The organism is Proteus sp. G4415 (assembly GCF_963896075.1).
GTDB lineage: Bacteria > Pseudomonadota > Gammaproteobacteria > Enterobacterales > Enterobacteriaceae > Proteus > Proteus mirabilis.
This window is the reverse complement of record NZ_CAWQOK010000082.1, coordinates 1-20,262: the sequence shown is the minus strand read 5'-3', so window position 1 is coordinate 20,262 and position 20,262 is coordinate 1. Positions and strand designations below refer to the sequence as shown.

At 35.1% G+C, this 20,262-nt stretch carries 17 protein-coding genes and 1 pseudogene; 4 read left to right on the top strand and 14 right to left on the bottom strand.

Annotated features, from left to right (window positions below; genetic code table 11):
* The first annotated feature begins 354 nt into the window (after window positions 1–354).
* Complete coding sequence (locus AACU95_RS10010) at window positions 355–1,284, top strand: Dyp-type peroxidase (protein ID WP_004244320.1); 930 nt, start codon at window positions 355–357, stop codon at window positions 1,282–1,284.
* A gap of 131 nt (window positions 1,285–1,415) precedes the next feature.
* Here the strand turns inward: AACU95_RS10010 and AACU95_RS10005 are convergent, their stop codons facing one another.
* From AACU95_RS10005 to licT, 12 genes are all read right to left on the bottom strand, one after another.
* Window positions 1,416–2,435 carry a hypothetical protein gene (locus AACU95_RS10005; protein WP_004244321.1) on the bottom strand — a complete coding sequence of 340 codons (1,020 nt, stop codon included), beginning with the start codon at window positions 2,433–2,435 and terminating at the stop codon, window positions 1,416–1,418.
* Between the two features lie 71 nt (window positions 2,436–2,506).
* Window positions 2,507–3,052 carry a fimbrial protein gene (locus AACU95_RS10000; protein WP_004244322.1) on the bottom strand — a complete coding sequence of 182 codons (546 nt, stop codon included), beginning with the start codon at window positions 3,050–3,052 and terminating at the stop codon, window positions 2,507–2,509.
* The gene (locus tag AACU95_RS09995; RefSeq protein WP_004244323.1) at window positions 3,045–3,611 is read right to left on the bottom strand and encodes a fimbrial protein; all 567 of its coding nucleotides are present in this window, start codon (window positions 3,609–3,611) and stop codon (window positions 3,045–3,047) included. Before AACU95_RS09995 ends, AACU95_RS10000 begins: the two co-directional genes overlap by 8 nt.
* A 15-nt stretch (window positions 3,612–3,626) precedes the next feature.
* Window positions 3,627–4,130: a hypothetical protein gene (locus AACU95_RS09990; RefSeq protein WP_004248673.1), complete on the bottom strand. Its 504-nt coding sequence runs from the start codon at window positions 4,128–4,130 to the stop codon at window positions 3,627–3,629.
* Between the two features lie 23 nt (window positions 4,131–4,153).
* The gene (locus AACU95_RS09985) at window positions 4,154–4,864 is read right to left on the bottom strand and encodes a fimbrial biogenesis chaperone (protein ID WP_004244325.1); all 711 of its coding nucleotides are present in this window, start codon (window positions 4,862–4,864) and stop codon (window positions 4,154–4,156) included.
* Window positions 4,865–4,898: 34 nt separating this feature from the next.
* Window positions 4,899–7,397 (bottom strand): PapC/FimD family outer membrane usher protein, encoded by a 2,499-nt coding sequence (locus AACU95_RS09980; protein WP_004248675.1) that lies wholly within the window; start codon window positions 7,395–7,397, stop codon window positions 4,899–4,901.
* A 77-nt stretch (window positions 7,398–7,474) separates the two neighbouring features.
* Complete coding sequence (locus AACU95_RS09975; protein ID WP_004248677.1) at window positions 7,475–8,041, bottom strand: fimbrial protein; 567 nt, start codon at window positions 8,039–8,041, stop codon at window positions 7,475–7,477.
* A 59-nt stretch (window positions 8,042–8,100) separates the two neighbouring features.
* Window positions 8,101–8,652 carry a fimbrial protein gene (locus AACU95_RS09970; protein ID WP_004244332.1) on the bottom strand — a complete coding sequence of 184 codons (552 nt, stop codon included), beginning with the start codon at window positions 8,650–8,652 and terminating at the stop codon, window positions 8,101–8,103.
* A 185-nt stretch (window positions 8,653–8,837) separates the two neighbouring features.
* Window positions 8,838–9,146 (bottom strand): helix-turn-helix domain-containing protein, encoded by a 309-nt coding sequence (locus AACU95_RS09965; RefSeq protein WP_004244333.1) that lies wholly within the window; start codon window positions 9,144–9,146, stop codon window positions 8,838–8,840.
* A gap of 758 nt (window positions 9,147–9,904) precedes the next feature.
* A complete protein-coding gene (locus tag AACU95_RS09960) occupies window positions 9,905–10,729 on the bottom strand; it encodes a PHP domain-containing protein (protein WP_004244334.1) in 825 nt (274 codons plus the stop codon).
* Between the two features lie 83 nt (window positions 10,730–10,812).
* Complete coding sequence (locus AACU95_RS09955; protein WP_049211120.1) at window positions 10,813–12,702, bottom strand: beta-glucoside-specific PTS transporter subunit IIABC; 1,890 nt, start codon at window positions 12,700–12,702, stop codon at window positions 10,813–10,815.
* Window positions 12,703–12,809: 107 nt separating this feature from the next.
* A complete protein-coding gene (gene licT / locus AACU95_RS09950) occupies window positions 12,810–13,670 on the bottom strand; it encodes a BglG family transcription antiterminator LicT (RefSeq protein ID WP_080047771.1) in 861 nt (286 codons plus the stop codon).
* Between the two features lie 416 nt (window positions 13,671–14,086).
* Between licT and AACU95_RS09945 the strand changes: the two are divergent.
* Window positions 14,087–14,537 (top strand): annotated as a pseudogene (locus AACU95_RS09945) (acetyltransferase).
* 206 nt (window positions 14,538–14,743) lie between these two features.
* Here AACU95_RS09945 and AACU95_RS09940 read toward each other — a convergent pair.
* A complete protein-coding gene (locus AACU95_RS09940; protein WP_165715184.1) occupies window positions 14,744–14,908 on the bottom strand; it encodes a hypothetical protein in 165 nt (54 codons plus the stop codon).
* Between the two features lie 477 nt (window positions 14,909–15,385).
* On the opposite strand from AACU95_RS09940, the gene AACU95_RS09935 reads away from it, so the two are divergent.
* Complete coding sequence (locus tag AACU95_RS09935) at window positions 15,386–16,168, top strand: OB-fold protein (RefSeq protein WP_036905079.1); 783 nt, start codon at window positions 15,386–15,388, stop codon at window positions 16,166–16,168.
* A 332-nt stretch (window positions 16,169–16,500) separates the two neighbouring features.
* Window positions 16,501–19,065 carry a DNA mismatch repair protein MutS gene (mutS, locus tag AACU95_RS09930; protein WP_017627877.1) on the top strand — a complete coding sequence of 855 codons (2,565 nt, stop codon included), beginning with the start codon at window positions 16,501–16,503 and terminating at the stop codon, window positions 19,063–19,065.
* Window positions 19,066–19,130: 65 nt separating this feature from the next.
* On the opposite strand, the gene rpoS is transcribed toward mutS, so the two are convergent.
* Window positions 19,131–20,120, bottom strand: a complete 990-nt coding sequence (rpoS, locus tag AACU95_RS09925) for an RNA polymerase sigma factor RpoS (RefSeq protein ID WP_004244343.1) — start codon at window positions 20,118–20,120, stop codon at window positions 19,131–19,133.
* Window positions 20,121–20,262: the final 142 nt, after the last annotated feature.

Genomic DNA, 20,262 nt, shown 5'->3' with positions numbered 1-20,262 from the left:
GAGTTTTCTGATTAAAATAAAATAAATTCTAGCTGTATATAAGCTCTAAATGCTTATTTAATCAACACTATGGCTAAAAAACATCAATACTATATTCTAAATACCTGTATAAGTTAGTGATTTACTCTAAAGAAAAGCTAAGAATTTTTTCAAATTTATATAAAAAGCATTATTTATCACAAAAATCACAGTTCGATTGTTTTCCAACCAAAAAAATATTTACTATTCATCTTTAATGATAAAAATCAAAAACCATGCTTTGTAAAAGGAAATGCTTTGGTGTAAAACTAAATTTAGTTTTTACTTATATCGCATTAAGCAAAATTTTCTGCCACGTATCTATTAGGAAGCACTATGAAATATCAAGATGTAACAAAAACCCCCTGTGAGAACGCTTATTTTCTAGTCTTTAATCTTATTAACTCATCGGAAACCCGCCCTACTCTTATCGACTTTTGTAATAATCTATCAGGTCTTCTTCGTAGTATGAGAACCCGTTTCCCTGAATTAGACGTAAGTTGTGTGATGGGATTTGGTGCTGATGCATGGTCTAAACTATTCCCTAATCAAGCTAAACCGCGAGAATTAAATACCTTTAAGCAAATCAACGGCGATGTGTATACCGCAGTATCGACACCTGGCGATCTGTTTTTTCACATACGGGCACTAAAGGTATCCGCTTGTTATGAATTAGCCGCAATTATTAGCCAAAAATTAAACTCTATTGCCACCTCAGAAGATGAAGTACATGGTTTCCGCTATTTTGATGGTCGCTCAATTATTGGCTTTGTGGATGGAACAGAAAATCCTGAGTTTGAAGATGAGCGTGTCGCTTATGCGGTTATTGGTGATGAAGATCCACTGTTTACCGGTGGAAGTTATGCATTTGTACAAAAATACATTCATGATATGGCGGCTTGGGAAAACCAATCTCTCATCGAGCAAGAAAAAGTGATCGGTAGGCATAAATTCAATGATGTTGAACTAACTGATGAAGAAAAAGATCCAGGCTCACACAATGTCGTCACCAATATTCAAGATGAAAACGGTGATGATTTAAAAATCGTACGAGCAAATATGCCGTTTTCAAATCCCTCCAAAAATGAATATGGTACCTATTTTATTGGTTATGCTCGCTATTTCTCAACAACAAACCGTATGTTAGAAAATATGTTTGCAGGAACACCTGAAGGACATACCGATAAACTACTAAAATTTAGTACCCCCGTCACGGGCACATTATTCTTTGTCCCATCTCCGGCGTTTTTAGATGATATAGAATAAAAGTTGATTATCAGTACAAACAAAAAGCTAATAGCAATAGCTCATACACTGCTCTATATTCGGTAAGAACAAGAAAGAGCTATTGCTATTCAATATGATGACGGCATTTACTTACAATATTAAGCGCCTGATCAGTCAACCAATACCCGCAAAATAGCACTTCCTTGAAAACTACCTTCAACAGGGTTTCTTATATCATTAGGATGAAAGGTTGATGTGATAGAAAATGTTTTTGCAGCACCTGCGTTAAGTTTAAATTTACCTTTATATTCGGTATCGTTATATTTCAACTCACAAGAGCCACCATTACCACATTTTGTATAGTTTTCCGTTTTTCCAGAAACAGGTGCACTTCCTATTAATGAAACGGATACTGATGCATCATAATCACACGTTAGTTGATAGTTATAAGGTGGCGTCACATTGTTAATAGATTCTTCTGGGGTCATATTTCCATGAGATAAGTTAATAACTTGGTTTTTAATATTACATTTACTTGTGATACTCACAGGAATATTAATATAACTATTCATATAAGGCTTCATTGCATTACCAAATTGAAGATAACCCGTACTGTTACCACCAGACCCTTTATTTTCTTCATAAGCCCATGCAAAAGGAATATTTAAATTATATGATCCCGGATAAGCCGTCGCTCTGGACACTGCCACAGTTAATGACATAGAACGATCTAACGGAAGCACTGCAGAACCTAATCCCCAAACGGTTCCAACACTATGGCAACCACTCGGTGACTGCTTAGCATAATAATTTGGCCCTACATAAACCTGATTATTGTTATTATTGGTACCTGCTAGTGTCCAAGAGAGATTGGACAAATAATAGCTCAATCCTGATGAATGTTTTTGCCAAGTATTTGTTTGTGGCAATCTAATCCAATAGCGGTAATTTCCTTCTTCTGCCATTGAGCCTGAACCACTACAGTAAGAAGCGATAACCCGCCACCCTTTAACCTGAGGTATGGTCACCTTAATTACACCACTGGCGTTAGCATCTGTCACATTAAGCGCAGGGGCTGTTGCTGATGCAGTACTACCATTTGACGGTACATGCAAAAAATTTTGTTGCCAGCCTACCGCATATGGTGTGGCTAAAGAAAATAAAGCTATTCCTATTAATGTCTTATTCATTTAAACCGTCCTACTTTTTAGGATTACATAAACCTCAGTCTCTGATACTCATCATTGACTCTGTTTTAGGTTTAGTTATAAACAATGCTTAATGATGCGGAGGCCGTAAAATTTCCAGGAGATAAATCAGCAGTACCTGTTTTAAAAGGAACAGCAGTAATAGTAAATTGGCTCCTGTCTTGCCCTGTATTAGAAAAACCTTTTGTAATGGCATAACCTCGAGGGGCTGAACCATTCAAACGCAAAGGATTATTCTCATCAACACTCTCTCCTTGATATAAGGCAAGGCCAAATCGATTTGAATTCACGCTATCTGCGGAAACTTTAAGCACATTATCAGGCGCTCCAGCTAACTGAATGCCAGATACTTTGACGTAAGGTGAGCCCTTAAAATAAGTACATGTAATAGGAATATTTTTTGTGATAGCGCTTGTTTGACCATCGACTTTATAAGTCATTATTTGATTAAAAGAAAACTGTATAGGGATATTATTATTAACAACACAAGGTGGAACATAAATAGCGCCTGTAATAGCTATATTTATATCAACTGCCCGTGCAGTTCCTGATAGTAAATATAAAAAAATAGGCAGTATAAAATATTTACTTTTATTCATAAGAAACCTCAAATTCTACCGTGGCATTATAAACTCCAGGTACAACACTTTTTTCCTGTATTGCTTTTGGTGTCGCTTCAACAAATGCATTAAAGGTTAGCAACATCGTGCCATCGTTAAGTTGAGTTCCATTTCCACCGTTATGGTTTTCACCTAAAGTAATACGTTGGTTTCCATCTATATCAATTAATCCAATGGCTAACTTACTTTTATTAACGCCAGAAGAAAGTGTAAGGTACTTTTGTTGTTCAGCCCCCATCTCTGGCTCTGGCTGCCCATTAAATTTAATTTTCACTGATTTCCATAACGATTTTGCATCACATTGGATCAGTTTAATGGTAAATTTTTCTGCAGGTCTAACCGCAGGATATTTCCAATAATCCCTTGGTGTGCTATTTAAAAAAACCACATTTTGATTTAAACTTGGCTGATCAATTCTACATGGCGTATCAATCAAAGTACCATCAAAATTCATTGTTGTAGCCGCATTTGCAACAGGTAAAAAAATAAGCATAAAAAATAATATTTTTACCCATTCTCTATAAAAATAAATAACCATATGATCTACCTTAAATTAATTATACTGCAATTTAAGAGTTAATATATTTAACTTCCGGTCAAGAATATTTCTCTTTATTTCATCTGAAAAGAGGTAATTCAAAATAACATTATCTTTATAATGCTTTAATCTATTCATTCTTATATCAATATTTTCTACGTTATCGTTGATTTTATTTGTGAAACTTAACACACTAGTAAACGCAGGTTTACTATTTGAGCTGTTTTTAAAATCACTATAAATATTACAACCACCAATAACGACATCAATATCTTTTATGTATAGCTCTTTTAAACTAATTTCATTCGAAATAAGCTCACAAGGAGCATTTAAAAATGAGCCTTTTATATATATAAAACCATGTTGATTTTTTTCATTTTGATTATAAAAATCAATTTTTGCTCTATTAATATTAAAGAATGATTTATCTCGAGCAACAGGTTCTGCAAAGCCAATTTGAGAAATAAAAAGGCCATTAATGTAAAGCATCAACATAAAAATAAATTTTCTATTCTTCACCTTTCTATCTCCAAAATCAGTTTTTATTTTTTCTCTGCTACACAACGATTAGCTTGACATTGAAATTTAATTGTCGGTCTTCCACCATAATCATTTATATAAGATAAGTATGGCGTTGAGTACACTTTACTATTAACCCTTTGTGACGATTTAGGGGCAATCATGACTGCATTAAACTCAGAATCAACCGCTTCTTTCTTTGAACCACCAATACCGAATACAGTGACGTAATAAGGTGTTGGATTCTCTATTTCATAACCGTCAGATAGCTTATTTAAAACTAATTGATCTTGCCAAATAGCATTTGGCTCTCTCAATATTTGTTTCGGTCTATAAAACAATTTTATTTTTGTATGTAAGGCAATTTGTAATACATTATTGTCTTCAGCTTTAGGTGGAACTTCTCTAACATTAAAATAAAATAATGTTTCTCTATCGTTAGGTAACTTTTCAATATCTGGTGTCGCAGATACTTTAATTAACGCTTTATCACCAGGCTCTAATCGCTGAACTAATGGTGTGGCAATTAATGGCCCTAGCTCAATTTTTTCATTCTTATCATTTTCAATCCATGTTTGGGCTAAATAAGGTAATTGTTTATTATCATTAGTAATATTAATAACTAATGCATTTGACCCACCTTCGTATATAGCTCTTGTTCTATCTAAAGAAATTGCTGCATAGGAGTTTGATGTAACCATTAATCCTAATAATAAAAATGATATTTTTTTCATTTCAAGACCTTTGTCGTTTATTAATTACCGATATTTATTTTTCACACAATAATAATATCTTATTACTCGGTTCTATTTTATTTGGAAGTTTAGCGACACATTGTTGTTCAGCTCCCCAAGATACTCTAATTTCTTCATTTGGGTTAATACCTGTTAGCCAAGCAAAACCATCATCACTAATTATTCCTAGCTCTCGTCCTTTAGCATTACTAATTATTGAACCAAATGGTGGATAAGAGTTATCAGCTAACCTAATTATTGCAAAGGCCTTCTCACCTTTTAATACTTCAAATTTTCTATAACCAATAGCACCTTCAGTTAATGAAGATTCTACAATCGCCTGTGTCGCTTCTATATTATTAGGTAATTTAGTTAAATCGATCGTTGTTTCATTGCGATAATAACTATTAATATCGGTAACAACACCATAACCCCAATTATTGGTTGTTACACGGCCACCATCAACTGGTACTCCTGCAACACCTTCAGTATCAACTAATAAGCGAGTACCACCATTAAATCCATCTGGGTGAAGCGCTGCTCCTTTAGCGGTAATCGTTAAGCCCCCATTAGCAGAAAAACCAAATGATGAGGTATTTTTATTTGAGATAGTGGCATTCGCATTAATATTAGCGATTGAAGTATAGCGTCCATAATAGCCAGAGAAGCTTGAACTACTATCCATATCATCGCCATATGTCGTTGAAACATTTAAATTATAATTAGCTAAGTTATCTTCCGTGGTATTAAAGTACCCTATATTATGCGTATAGTTCCCCGAATTTCTTGAGCCATCATAATTTATAAATCCTCTATTATTCTCTAATGGAATACTGACTCTCGCAAAGAAGACATCATTATCTTTGCCATAGTATTTAGATCTCGATGCAGATAAATTTAATGAAATATTTTTAACTGCAAAAACATCCATATATTTATTTAAGTTAATAGAATAATAATCGGAATTACTTTGATCCCAATATGTCTGATGATTATATTGCACCCCAATTGATGTGTTATATTCAGAAAGACCTTTATTAAAGGTTACTGTATAGAGTTCTTTCTCTTTTCCAGTAAAATCATCACGATAACGTGCATCTAAATAATTTTGCATCGTCATATAATTACGTTCATTAAATCGGTATCCAGCGAAGGTTACATCCGCATCCAAATTATCAAAACGTTTAGAGTAACTGACTCGCCATGACTTACCTTGCATAGTGCCACGATCAGGTAATCGTGCATAAGATTGTGTAATATCGGCAGATACCGCACCGAAAGCGAACATATCGCGCCCAACCCCAAGTGCTACACTATTATAATCACCGGCGAAAATGGTACCACCATACATAGTCCAAGCATTACTTAAACCAAAAGCAGCTTCAGTCGTACCAAATATAGGTCCTTCTGTATTATGTAATTTATCTCTAGAGCGTCCTGCAACAACCTTATAACGAACTTGTCCCGGTCTTGTTAAATAAGGAACATAGGCTGTATCAATTTGAAATTTATTCGTCTTTCCATTTTGCTCAATAATCTCAACATCCAATTTACCACGCACCGAACTGTCTAAATCTTGAATGGCAAATGGACCTGCGGGTACTGTTGAATCGTAAAGAATACGTCCTTGATGCTTAACAACTACCCTTGCGTTAGTTTCAGCGATCCCTGTAACTTGTGGTGCATATCCCCTTAGTTGAGGAGAGAGCATCCGATCATCACTTTCTAAACTAATCCCCGTATAACGCCAGGAATTAAATATATTGGAGTTTATAAAGTTTTCACCGATGGTTAGGTTAGACTTTAAACTGCGGATCGCGCGATATCCATAAACTCGAGTAAAATTTAATAAATCTTTATTGTTTTCCGCATCACCAGAGGTTCGATTATAATTCCCTTGATAATCAGAACGAATACGCCAGCTACCGAAGTTATAACCAACAGTACCATTGTAATAAATACTTTGCGTATTGCTTCCTTCATGAGGGATATTAACATTGGTGTTAATATTATAATCAAGGATCAAACCTGAGATCCCATCATCCCAGCGAGATGGTGGTAACCAAGTAGCACTTGTATACTCAAGCCATATTTGAGGTATTTTAATTGATAATATACCTTCATTTAATTTTGTTGTAACTTCAACACCATCTAGGCTTAATAAGTCAATACATTTTCCATCATTCCATGTTGGTAGATTATTTTCTATTTTTTCCTTTAATCCTAAAGATGAAATAATATCACCTGTTAAACAGGCTTGAGATAACAGTTTTTTATTTTCATCTTGAGATTTATTTTCTCTTTCTAATACGTTAACAGTATATGTTGATGAACCGATCCCTTGTCCATTAAGTACTAAGTTAAGCTGATATTTACCCGGTAAAATATAACCAGCTTCACTAAACCTAGCAAAGTTAATATTATCTTTAGATTTAGAGTCAACAACATCTAAGTTAAACTCTACAGAATATACATTTTGAGAATAAATTATAAATAATATAGTTGCCAAAATGCTTGTAGATCTTCCACTCATATTCTCTCTGTTCATATTGGCTAATAACCTTAATTATTTAAGTCTTAAAGTTTTAATGAGAAGTTGAAAGCAGCTAATCATTCATAATTTATTTTGAATAAAACGCTTGCATAATAATCACCAGGAGTAATTACATCCAACTTTTTTACAACGTCTATTTTGTAATATAGATATGTATTATCCCCATCAACATATATTAATGGTAATGACTCTCCAGAATTAGCGCTATATCCATATTCATCTATTATTTTAAAATAGACTTCATCACTGTTATTAAATGAAAATAAATCAGCTTTAGATCCACTAACATCTGAATAAAATGTTAACGTAACGCCTTTCACTTTATCGATATTTTTAGTCTTATTAATAAATTGGCAATCAGATAATTTTATTTTTATTTTTTTACTCGCTAATAAATCATCATTATTGTTCATTTTATTAACAGGTATAGTACCTAGATCAACCAATTGATATTTACTATCCATATCTAATGTGCAAGCAGGCGAAATTACTTTTCCTAAAAACTTTGCTGTTCCTTGCCACCAAACTTTATCTGATGGGATATATTTATCCAATACAGCTCCGCTTGCATATGTTGAAAAGATTTTAGTGAAAAATAATAATATTATGATTTTTTTAAACATAGATTTTGGCCTTAAATAATCGAGAGCAGATTAACTGCTCTCGTTAAATTTAATATTTTTTATTCATAGGCTAATGTGAAGTTTGTTGTAGCGTTAAACTCACCTTCAGCAATTGTTCCGTTTGTTGCTTTCTTAGCCCAAGCTGTATACATCAGCGTATTATCATTATTACCCAGTGCTTGTAATTCACCTGCTTCATTGAATTTAACCATTGAACCAGTTGTTGTTCCTGAAATAACAATAGCAGTCCCTGTATTACCAGTTGTTGCTAACTCTTCTGTTGCACCAGTAATAGTATTTCCATTAAAGGTTACTTTTACGCCTTTATAAGAACCTGCAGCACCAGTATCAGAACCGGCTTTAGTTAAATCACAATTAACCAATTTAATTGGGATTTGTTTAACTTGAGAAATACCATCTTTCTCTAATAGGCTTTTGCTGATTTGACCAAAATCGATAGCTTGGTTAGCACTTTCGGTAGCAATACCACAAGGTGCATCAATAACTTTACCAGTGAAAGTAATAGTACCATCACCTGAAGCCGCTTGAGCAACAGTCGCAGAAAAAGCCATTGATGCAATAGCGAACATCGCTAATTTATTCAATTTCATATTTTTACCTTTATATTTAACGTAGGAATTAAAGCGTTAAAAAATTAACTATGATATATAGTTACACACATTATCCTCATCCCATCCAGAGATGATATTGTTACTTCCATTACTTTTAAAAACTTATGACTATTTAAATTTTTATATAAAATTTAAACTGTATTTATACAGATGATATAAATCATCTAAACACGCAAATAGAATGGAAACGAATCACTATTTTTTAATTTATGTTTTATAATATCTACGACAAGAACTTTTCGATAAAACTCAGACCAGTCAGCATCCAATAATTTTAATATCATATCTAATGTTTCAATATTGATACTTGTTATTCCATTTTCATATCTTGATATTTGTTGCTGACTCACATCAAGTAATTCGCCTAATTGGGCTCCTGTTAGAGATTTACGTATACGAGATTCTCTAATAAAATTTCCAATATTCTTCCTTAATAATAAAGAATCAGATCCTCTATTCTTATCGATATTCATGAAAAGCCACCTTCGTATATGTAAATTACCACTTACTTTATTCTCATTAATAAATTTAAATAGAAAAATTTAAAATACGATTTACATCTGATTTGCAGAGACAATAGTTTGCTTATCAATTTATGTAAACATGTTTAAAACGATAGATAATCAAAATACGATAGTTTACAACTATTGTTTGTTAAATATTTATCTATTTTTTGTTTCATGCATGTAGAAAAAAATGAATAAATTCAATAGTAAAATTACTTAGTCTAAATTCGTTAATAAATGCAATTTTACACGCACTGCGTGTTAATTATTTTCACTTAAGTTAAATTAATTTAGTTTACTTTAATTTTTGCGATATATTTACAATCAAAAAAAGAGCATCTCAATAAGATAAAATTAAGTAATTGATGTTTTTTTAATAATTACAACGTTCATTTTGCTTAAAATAACACGGCTATATTGATTAGATATCCCCATCAAAGTGGGTAAAAATTATGATGAGAAAAATCGGTTTTGCTCAAATTCGCAAATCAATTTTTTTAAAATCATACTAATTCAGATATAAAAATAGCTGGTGTCTATCTCAAAAATAAGATTAGTAACAGGGTTTACTGACAATGTCGATTAAAAATCAGACGACCAAGCAGAAAAAGAAGATGTAAAATGGGTTGGATAATGTGAGAAAAGACAATATGGGGGCTTAAAGATAACGCCCAATAAACCATCTGGGCGTTTAATCGTTTCATTATATCAAGTCAGATCATTACTTATTTATTTGCGTCCTTTTTTAAGGTCTCAAATTGTGTTTGATTTAGGCCAAAATCGCCAAATTTAAGTAACGCAGGATCATGGAAGTCACTACCGCCACTTTTTAGCAAACCAAATTTATTAGCATAGTTTTGGGTCAGTTCATAGTCGATAGGTTTCATTCTAGAATGACTTATTTCTAATCCTTTCAATCCAAACTGGACATATTTTTCTATTTCATCATAGTTGTCATAGACACATGGGTGAGCAAGTATAGGAATACCACCGTCTTGTAAGATAGCAGCAATTCCTTCATCAACAGGGATATACCCCATTTTTAAGTCTGTTTCTATTTTTGTTTTAGAGCCAAAAAGTTGTTTATAACGCTCTTTGGTCATTTCCTCTGGATATTTTTCTCTCAATGCTTGGAATATATTCATTTTAAAAACGATATTATATTTTGAGAACTTTTTCGCATCTTCATAACAAATATCGTAGCCTTGTTGATTGAGAGATAATATTAATTCTCGGTGAAACTGATCACGACAGTTGAGAGTGTTATCACACAGCTTGTCAACGTTGGGCGTTTTTTCGTTAAGCCAAAGTCCCACTACATGGACTTTTTTATAAACGTCAAAGTCATAACAACTCATTTCAACACCTTTGACGATATTTAATCCAAGACGCTCCCCTTCTCGGTAAATTTCGTCATAATGATTGGTAGTATCGTGATCGGTGATCGCAATAGTCTTAATGCCGTTTCTAAATGCATTTTCAAGGACATCTTTTATTTCACAAACACCATCACTATGGTTTGTGTGAACATGTAAATCAGCATAGATCATGAAGAAGTACCTCTGTTAATTCTTCCATTAAAAATAGTCGCGCAATAATCGTTAGTTACCATAAGCTTGTTATTCATATTGTTTTAACCCACGGTTAGTAAAACTGTATTTTGGTCGACATGTTTTTTATCGGTCTGAACAACGTCTAGTTTATGATCATCATTAGTAATGATGATCATCGTTGTTGGATCATAGCCTGCGGCTATTATCGCATCTAAATCAAATTCAATTAGCGTATCACCTTTTGTCACCTTCTGACCTTTAACGACACAGCATGTGAAGTGCTGTCCCGCTAAGTTAACGGTATCAATCCCCACATGGATCAGCATTTCAATATTGTTAACCAGTGTTAAGCCAATCGCATGACCAGAAGAAAAGGTAATATCAACAACGCCATCTGCAGGTGCAATCACTTTTCCTGTTGTGGGGATAATTGCCATGCCAGGTCCCATGATGCCAGAGGCAAATGTTTCATCATTAACCTCTGAAAGTGCAACCGTTTTACCTTGCAGAGGTGAAATTAACCCAACAGGTAATTTACTATTCGCTATTTGTGGTTTTTTGTTGGTTGATGCAGCTTGTTTATTATTTTCTTCTTCGTCACGGATTGGGTCATCAGTAGGATCATCAAAACCAATAATAAGAGTTGCAATAAAAGTGGCTACACTGGCAATCAATAAGGTGATTATTGCATTTACTACTTGGTTATCTGTATCAGATATCCACATTGGTAAACTTAATAACCCCGGAGTGACATAGACAAACGCTTTTAACTTAACAATACCAGCAAATAATCCTGCAATAGCACCACCAATCATACAAGCGTACATTGGTTTTTTCAGTTTGAGGTTCACCCCATACATAGCGGGTTCAGTTATACCACCAAAAAAAGCGGTAATACTGGCAGAAAAAGCTAATTGTTTTAAGGTTTTATTTTTAGTACGTACAGAAACAGCTAAAGAAGCAGCAGCCTGAGACATGTTGGAGCATAGCGCCATCACACGAATAATCGGGTCAAAACCTTTTTGCTCCACTAACATAATACTGACAGGACTAAGTGCTTTATGCATACCAATAGATACTAACCATGGATAAATAGCCACTAATAATGGAATAGCAATAAAACCAGTGTGCTCTTGGATTAAGATCACCCCATCAGCAATTAATTGAGCGAACCATGAAGTGACAGGACCGACCGCAATCAACGCAATAGGTGTCGAAACTAAAATCACCAATAAAGGCACCATAAATACTTTAACCATTTCTGGCACAATACGAACAATAAAGCGTTCAATATAAGACATCATCCAAACAGTAATTAAGGCAGGGATCAGTTGAGATGAATATTTAACCAAAGCGACAGGAATATGCATAAATTCGACAGGCTCACCGGCTTTAACTAAGCTTGTCCATTCAGGGCTGACCATCGCTAAACAGACCATAGCAGCTAAATATTGGTTACAATTAAATATTTTCGCCGCCGAGAAACCAATAAATACCGGCATAAAATAGAAGGCCGTATTAAAGATAAAGTTAAGGATATAATAGGTTTGGTCATTTTTATCCAACCAACCAAGCATCGTTAATACAATAAGTAACACTTTCCCCATACCGGCACCCGCTAACAGAGGGATAACCGGAGCGATAGAGCCAGTAATTGCTGATAATACTTTATTTACGATAGACTGTTTCTTCTGGTCTTTATTATTATCATGAGGAGTATTATTTGTTTTTATCATTTTTGTTAGTTCATTAAATACTTTATCAACATCATTACCGATAACCAGTTGATATTGTCCTCCCTTCATCACATCAGATAATATTTTACTATTTGCTTTGGCTTTTGAAGGATCAATTTTATCTTCATTATGTAATGTAAAACGTAATCGAGTCGAGCAGTGTACTAATGACTTTATATTATCCTCGCCACCAACAATAGCGAGAATTTGTTTTGCAAATTCTTTATAATTCATAGCATTGCCTTTTATTTATTCTGTAAAAATAAATTAAAGATATATGGATAGAGTTGGTTATCGCCTGACCAACTAAATTTAAATGATTTATTATTACGGCATATTTTTTATTTATTCATCTTTTTATTATCCTCTGCAATTTTTGCAATATGGATTATTAGATATAAAATTTCATTGTCATCTAAGGTGCAATTATATTTATCTTTAATAAATTTACTTATTTTCAAACAGCACATATAAGGTTGATGGTACTTGTCTTTTATTATATCCAGTAACTCATTTTCTAAAGGTTCGTGATCATTTTCAGGTTGTGAAAATAATCGGATGGAGAAATAGCGAAGGTGTGTCACAAAACGACGATAATTTAACGATACTATGTCGTACTCTATATTTAAATAATATTTGACTATATTAGTAATGCTTTGGATAAAGTGGGTCACTTTGTAGGTTTGCTGAATATTATCGTTTGTTCTAATACTGGCGATATGTAATGCAATAAATCCTGCTTCATCTTCTGGCATTGAAATGTTAAATCTATCATTAATTAATTTTAAGCCATAAAGACCAATATCAAACTCTTCACTATAGAAATTTTTTATCTCCCACAATATTTTATTTCTTATAAAGGTCCCTTCTTTATACCGTTCAATGCTGGCTTGAATATGGTCGATCAATGCAATATAGATACTATCTTGTGTATCTAAGGTCATTTTTTCTTTTGCATACTGAATAATATTGTCCGCAATTTCTACGTAATCCAACGTAATATTCGATAAAAGATCGAGCACTCTCTGCGGACAATTTTTAGGGCTTAAGATAAATTTTTTGGTTATTTGTTCAGATGTTATCTCATCACCTACTTTTTTGGCGTAGGCAATCCCTTTTCCCATGACGATAATTTCTTTTTCTGCTTCATCCAGAGAGATCACAACACTGTTATTTAATATTTTTTTAATTTTCATGTTCATCTGGCATGCTCAAAAATTTTCTTTTATTAAGGCTTAAAAACGCAAAAACCCATTTGTAGACAAAAAATACTTTTCATCTACAAATGGGTTTTGTGTAGTAAGCCAGGTACTATTACAATCCCTACGTTTACTAGGACGTTAACATGGGATATTTATATCGTCAAACTTAGCACAGTAAAGTTAGTAATAGATCACATATTTATCCGACTTATTAAAAAAAGATTGTTTACGGTAAGAACGATACCGGCTGATGGCTTTATATTTTAATTTATAACCATATGATAATATTTTATAAAAAATAAATATCCTCTAGATTAGCTCCAACACTTAAAAATAACTTTTTTATCAGAAAAAATGACATTAATATCATTAGTATAAGTTTATTTTAATATAATAGGTCTATCTAAAGGTAAAAAATGTTAAAAATTAGAATATCACGCCCCTCAGAAGCACCAGAAATCATACAAATCTGGAAAAATTCAGTCGATGCTACACATGACTTTCTGACAGCTAACGATCGCCAAGAGATTGAAAAAGAAGTTATCGTTTTTTTTTTCCGAAACACCGGTATGGGTTGCTACTAATCAAGAAGATCGCCCACTCGGCTTTATGTTTTTACATGACGATCATCTAGAGGCGCTTTTTATCGATGCATCGGCTCGCGGGTTAGGTATCGGAAAACAGTTAATATCACACGCATTAGCTCTTCATCCTAATTTAAGCGTTGATGTCAATGAACAAAATCAGCAAGCCGTCGGTTTTTATCAGCATATGGGCTTTCAAATATCTGGACGTTCGGAGTTGGATAATCAAGGAAGAGCGTACCCATTATTGCATCTAAGTAGAGCTAAGACGATCACCCTTTAGTTTTACAAGCTTGTACGTATATAGATTGCTATAACTCTAGAATAGAGAAATACCTTTATGCTTATTACTTACGCACGATGAATATTAGTAAAAGTGGCTTTATGTTTACCTCTGCAGGGGAATAGCGAAGTAACTTGCTCAATACTCAATAAAAGAAAGCGTATCTAGCGAAATAGATATCCTACACAAATATGAGCCTAAGATAACTAAGTAGCAAGTTTCAAATGCCCAAACTTCTCACGCTTTGCTTTCATTTCTTCTTCAAGGCGACGGAACTCCTGCCCTGTTTCAATCGCCGTAGAGGTTGCTACCGAACGAATAAGTTGAGTACGAGTTGGTCTTGTTGCTTGAACTAATTCATTCTTTTTCATACTAGTCTCACTTCAAACGGGCGATAGTGCATTTTATTATCGTTGTTTTATATGCAATATAGATTATTTTTCTAGTTAAAAATTAGCCAGTTATTTTTCTAAATTAGGACAACAGGATAACTGCAAATCTGAAAAGTCGCTTAACTTAGTGTGTCAATCAGAACCTTGGCTAATGTTTAATCTTAAAGACCAAGCTTATTCTTTTAAAACTTCATACGGTGTTTTACCAGCATGAGCTGAATGGAATCGATGACAATTAAATATCACCGTAAAATAAGACATAAGAACAAACACTCCTATGAAGCCAGTTAATCTACCTATCAGTGGAACTGACATGACTATAAAACGAGCATATATGAATAACCGGCGTGCTATAAATCCCAATTAAACTAATATTTTGTGTTTTTTCTTGCGATCCCCTTTTATGATGGTTAAATAGAATTGTAAAGTTTTGTTTAACCATCAAAGGGTATTGAAATGAAGAAAGTTTTAAAATGGGTGTTGATTGTTCTTGTTGTGCTAATCATTATTGGCATATTTGCCGGCAAAGATAAAGATGGTTCTGATAAAAAACCAGAAGCAGTAAAATCTTCTGAACAAAAAATAGCAATGACAGACAAAGAATACAAGATGGCTGAGTTAATCATTAACAATGATGTGATGAATTCACTGAATGGTAATGATTCACAAATAACTACAGATTATATTCGTGTTACAGCTAGAGAGATGCAACAGACTTATGCTAGCAATGAGGCAAGAGGAGATAAAACCTATAAAGGTAAGAACATTATTATTACAGGCATTATTAAATCCATAGACTCAAGTATTGGCGATATACCTGTTGTTAGCTTAAACACAGGAGAAATGTTCTCTACTGTAAGACTTCATCTAGCAAAACCATACAGAGATATGGCTGCTGATTTAGATAAGAATCAAAAAATAACACTTGCCTGTGTTGGTGACAGCGTAATTATAGGCTCTCCAGGGCTAAAAGATTGCAAACCAGTACCTGCTGTCGCATCAAAAATAACAAACGAGCAAATGAAGTTTGTTAATAAATTTATTAAGGGAAACAATGAAGTACCTAATGAAATAAAGCAAATAGTATTACTTGCTAAAGTATTAGGTAAAGAAACAGGTGATTTCTCTCAATGCCAAGATATTAACTCTCAATGCATGAATGACTCAGTAAAAGTATTAAAGAGTATTAGCAAAGAAAAACTACAAGAAGAAGCTAAGTTACTTGGCGTTGAAATGTAGCTTTTAGGTACAACTATCCTGATTAAATTTTAAAACAAGGGCATCCGTGCCCTTTATTGTTTTCTGCAAGCACCAATCCAAACTTATTCTGAATATAGCCGAACGGTGGATTTGTATAGTCTAAATACACATAACGCTACACTTTCACAGAACATCATAAAAATAAGCCATCACTCATACTTTTATTGGCAAAGATATTTAGATGATTAAAGCAACACACTGAAACCTTATGGTATGATGCCGTATTATGTTTGTGAAATAAAACCAGATAGAGTTTAACAACCAATACTCACAAACGAGATAAACTTCAATACGTTAAGAAAGACGACACCATGACTGACAGCCAAAATTTCGAATCCCACACCCCCATGATGCAGCAGTATCTTAAGCTTAAGGCAGAGCACCCAGAAATCTTACTGTTTTATCGTATGGGTGACTTTTATGAACTGTTTTTTGATGATGCTAAAAAAGCCTCACGCTTATTAGATATTTCATTAACAAAACGAGGTCAGTCGGCAGGTCAACCTATTCCTATGGCTGGCGTTCCTCATCATGCGGTTGAAAATTATCTGGCTAAATTAGTGCAATTGGGGGAATCCGTTGCCATCTGTGAACAAATTGGTGATCCGGCCACCAGCAAAGGCCCTGTTGAGCGTAAAGTGATCCGTATTGTCACACCGGGCACCGTTACGGACGAAGCGCTACTTGAAGAGCGCCAAGACAATCTATTAGCCGCTATCTGGCAAGATAAAAATGGCGCTTTTGGTTATGCCACTTTAGATATCACCTCTGGACGTTTTCGGGTCACTGAAATGCCGGATAGCGAAAGTATGGCAGCTGAACTGCAACGCACTCACCCAGCAGAACTACTCTATCCAGAAACCTTTGAGTCAATGGCATTAATTGAGCGTCAGCAAGGTTTACGCCGACGTCCAATTTGGGAGTTTGAGTGTGAAACCGCCAAACAACAACTTAATTTACAGTTTGGAACCCGTGATTTAACTGGATTTGGTGTTGAAAATGCCCGACTTGCACTTTGTGCCGCAGGTTGCTTATTACAATATGTTAAAGATACGCAACGCACTGCGTTGCCTCATATTCGTAGCATTACCATGGAGCGTCCGCAAGATACCATTATCTTAGATGCAGCCACTCGCCGTAATTTAGAATTAACCCAAAATCTTGCTGGCGGTTGTGATAACACATTGGCATCTGTACTTGATCTGTGCGTGACCCCAATGGGAAGCCGTATGCTCAAACGTTGGATACACACCCCTTTACGCCAGCGTGAACAATTAATTAAACGCCAAGATGCCATTAGCGCCTTACAACCCCTCTATTTTGAGTTACAGCCTTTTTTACGTCAGGTGGGGGATTTAGAGCGGGTACTTGCTCGTTTAGCATTGCGATCCGCTCGTCCTCGTGACTTATCACGTATGCGCCATGCCTTTCAACAATATCAAGATATCCACCAAGTGCTTGATCAAGCGGATATGCCCTATATTAAAGAATTACAGCAGCGTATCAGCCAGTTTGATGAGTTGCGTGAATTACTGGAAAATGCCATTGTTGAAACACCACCCGTATTAGTACGCGATGGGGGGGTGATAGCCCCTGGTTATAATGCAGAATTAGATGAATGGCGAGCATTGGCTGACGGTGCGAGTGACTATCTTGAAAAGCTTGAAGTTCGTGAACGTGAAAAATGGGGTATTGATACCTTAAAGGTTGGCTTTAATGGGGTTCATGGTTACTACATACAAGTCAGTCGCGGCCAAAGCAATTTAGTTCCAATGCACTATGTGCGTCGTCAAACACTGAAAAATGCTGAACGCTATATTATTCCTGAACTAAAAGAGTATGAAGACAAGGTATTAACCTCTAAAGGTAAAGCATTAGCAATTGAAAAAATGCTCTACGAAGAGCTTTTCGAAAAACTATTACCTCATCTAACCGCCTTACAAACCAGTGCTGAAGCGTTAGCTGAAACCGATGTTCTGGCTAATCTCGCTGAGCGTGCAGAATCACTCAATTATACACGCCCTGAATTAACAGAAAAAACAGGTATTCAAATCACTGGTGGACGTCACCCTGTTGTAGAACAAGTACTGAGTGAGCCATTTATCTCAAACCCTCTACAACTCGCGCCTCAACGTCGTCTACTCATTATTACCGGCCCTAATATGGGCGGTAAAAGTACCTATATGCGTCAAGCGGCATTAATTACGCTACTGGCTTATATTGGTAGTTTTGTGCCCGCAGAAAAAGCGGTAATAGGCCCAATTGATCGTATTTTTACCCGCGTGGGTGCCTCTGACGATCTGGCTTCAGGTCGTTCAACATTTATGGTGGAAATGACAGAAACCGCAAATATTCTTCATAATGCCACTGAAAACAGTTTAGTGTTAATGGATGAAATTGGCCGAGGCACTTCTACTTATGATGGGCTTTCTCTCGCTTGGGCTTGTGCCGAAAATTTAGCGAATCGCATTAAAGCAATGACACTCTTTGCCACACACTATTTTGAATTAACAACACTGCCAGAAAAACTAGAAGGCACTGCCAATATTCACTTAGATGCGGTAGAGCATGGTGAGACTATTGCCTTTATGCACAGTGTTCAAGAAGGTGCTGCCAGTAAAAGTTATGGTTTAGCGGTTGCGGCATTAGCCGGTGTGCCAAAAGAGGTGATCCGCCGTGCAAAGCAGAAATTAAAAGAGCTGGAAACCCTATCAGGTCATTCAGGGGCAAGCCATGTAGAAACGTCACAACTGATGTTATTAGCAGATATTGAGCCTTCTGAAGTTGAATTAGCATTAAATAAAATTGATCCGGATTCATTAACACCAAAACAAGCGTTGGAATTGCTCTATCACTTAAAAGAGCTAAATAAATAACAAAAGAAAAGCCGATTAGTTAATTTAACTAATCGGCTTGATAACGCATTGAGCATCTAAAGCAACTAGTTCATCTTAAAAAGTGCCTCTATGCATAATCCTTGCCCTTGCAGAATATCTTTTAAACGACGCAATCCCTCAACTTGGATCTGACGAACCCGCTCTCTTGTCAAACCAATTTCTCGACCAACATCTTCTAATGTTTCAGCCTCGTAACCCAGTAATCCAAAGCGACGCGCTAATACTTCGCGCTGTTTTGGATTTAATTCAAATAACCATTTTACGATATTTTCCTTGAGGTTATTATTTTGAATGGTTGCTTCTGGCCCTTCTTCATTTTCGTCTGAAATAATATCTAGTAAGGCTTTATCTGAATCCCCACCAATCGGTGTATCAACAGAAGAAATACGTTCATTTAAACGTAGCATTTTGCTGACATCATCGACGGGTTTATCCAGCGTTTGCGCAATTTCTTCAACACTTGGCTCATGATCGAGCTTATGTGCTAATTCTCTTGCGGTTCTTAAATAGACATTGAGTTCTTTAACGATATGAATGGGGAGACGAATAGTGCGGGTTTGGTTCATAATGGCACGTTCAATAGTTTGACGTATCCACCATGTGGCATAGGTTGAAAAACGAAACCCTTTTTCAGGATCAAACTTTTCAACAGCACGAATAAGGCCTAAATTACCTTCTTCAATTAAGTCAAGAAGAGCTAACCCTCGGTTCGTATAACGGCGAGATATTTTAACAACTAAACGTAGATTACTCTCTATCATCCGTTGTCTTGACGGGATATCACCTCGTAACGCTCTACGAGCAAAGAATACTTCTTCTTCAGCACTCAACAATGGAGAATAGCCAATTTCTCCTAAATAGAGCTGAGTTGCATCTAACGCACGCTGATTGACTCCTTCAATGAGTTCAATTTCATCTTGAGCGTCAGATTCATTTTCAGCCTCTTTTGTTGCGGCTGCTTCATCGAACTCTTCCATGTTCTCATCAATATCATCAGTATATAACTCGTCTACTCTTAGCGTACTTTGGCTCATCAGCTGCTCCTACCCTTGATAATTTAGGTAAACGACGCTCTTAATGAGATCGATTTACCAGTTTATCGCTGTGTCACGACACAACGGGTTTACTGATTTTCCCTTGTAACGAATTACAAAATAAAAAAATAACATAATCTGT

Excerpts from the sequence above, each read along its gene's own strand:
- AACU95_RS09995 (WP_004244323.1), bottom strand. The coding sequence starts at position 3,611 with ATGGTTATTTATTTTTATAGAGAATGGGTAAAAATATTATTTTTTATG.
- AACU95_RS10005 (WP_004244321.1), bottom strand. The coding sequence starts at position 2,435 with ATGAATAAGACATTAATAGGAATAGCTTTATTTTCTTTAGCCACACCA.
- AACU95_RS09940 (WP_165715184.1), bottom strand. The coding sequence starts at position 14,908 with ATGAAAAAGAATGAATTAGTTCAAGCAACAAGACCAACTCGTACTCAA.
- AACU95_RS09955 (WP_049211120.1), bottom strand. The coding sequence starts at position 12,702 with ATGAATTATAAAGAATTTGCAAAACAAATTCTCGCTATTGTTGGTGGC.
- AACU95_RS09970 (WP_004244332.1), bottom strand. The coding sequence starts at position 8,652 with ATGAAATTGAATAAATTAGCGATGTTCGCTATTGCATCAATGGCTTTT.
- rpoS (WP_004244343.1), bottom strand. The coding sequence starts at position 20,120 with ATGAGCCAAAGTACGCTAAGAGTAGACGAGTTATATACTGATGATATT.
- mutS (WP_017627877.1), top strand. The coding sequence starts at position 16,501 with ATGACTGACAGCCAAAATTTCGAATCCCACACCCCCATGATGCAGCAG.
- AACU95_RS09935 (WP_036905079.1), top strand. The coding sequence starts at position 15,386 with ATGAAGAAAGTTTTAAAATGGGTGTTGATTGTTCTTGTTGTGCTAATC.
- AACU95_RS09960 (WP_004244334.1), bottom strand. The coding sequence starts at position 10,729 with ATGATCTATGCTGATTTACATGTTCACACAAACCATAGTGATGGTGTT.
- licT (WP_080047771.1), bottom strand. The coding sequence starts at position 13,670 with ATGAACATGAAAATTAAAAAAATATTAAATAACAGTGTTGTGATCTCT.
- AACU95_RS09965 (WP_004244333.1), bottom strand. The coding sequence starts at position 9,146 with ATGAATATCGATAAGAATAGAGGATCTGATTCTTTATTATTAAGGAAG.
- AACU95_RS09985 (WP_004244325.1), bottom strand. The coding sequence starts at position 4,864 with ATGAAAAAAATATCATTTTTATTATTAGGATTAATGGTTACATCAAAC.
- AACU95_RS10000 (WP_004244322.1), bottom strand. The coding sequence starts at position 3,052 with ATGAATAAAAGTAAATATTTTATACTGCCTATTTTTTTATATTTACTA.
- AACU95_RS09975 (WP_004248677.1), bottom strand. The coding sequence starts at position 8,041 with ATGTTTAAAAAAATCATAATATTATTATTTTTCACTAAAATCTTTTCA.
- AACU95_RS10010 (WP_004244320.1), top strand. The coding sequence starts at position 355 with ATGAAATATCAAGATGTAACAAAAACCCCCTGTGAGAACGCTTATTTT.
- AACU95_RS09980 (WP_004248675.1), bottom strand. The coding sequence starts at position 7,397 with ATGAGTGGAAGATCTACAAGCATTTTGGCAACTATATTATTTATAATT.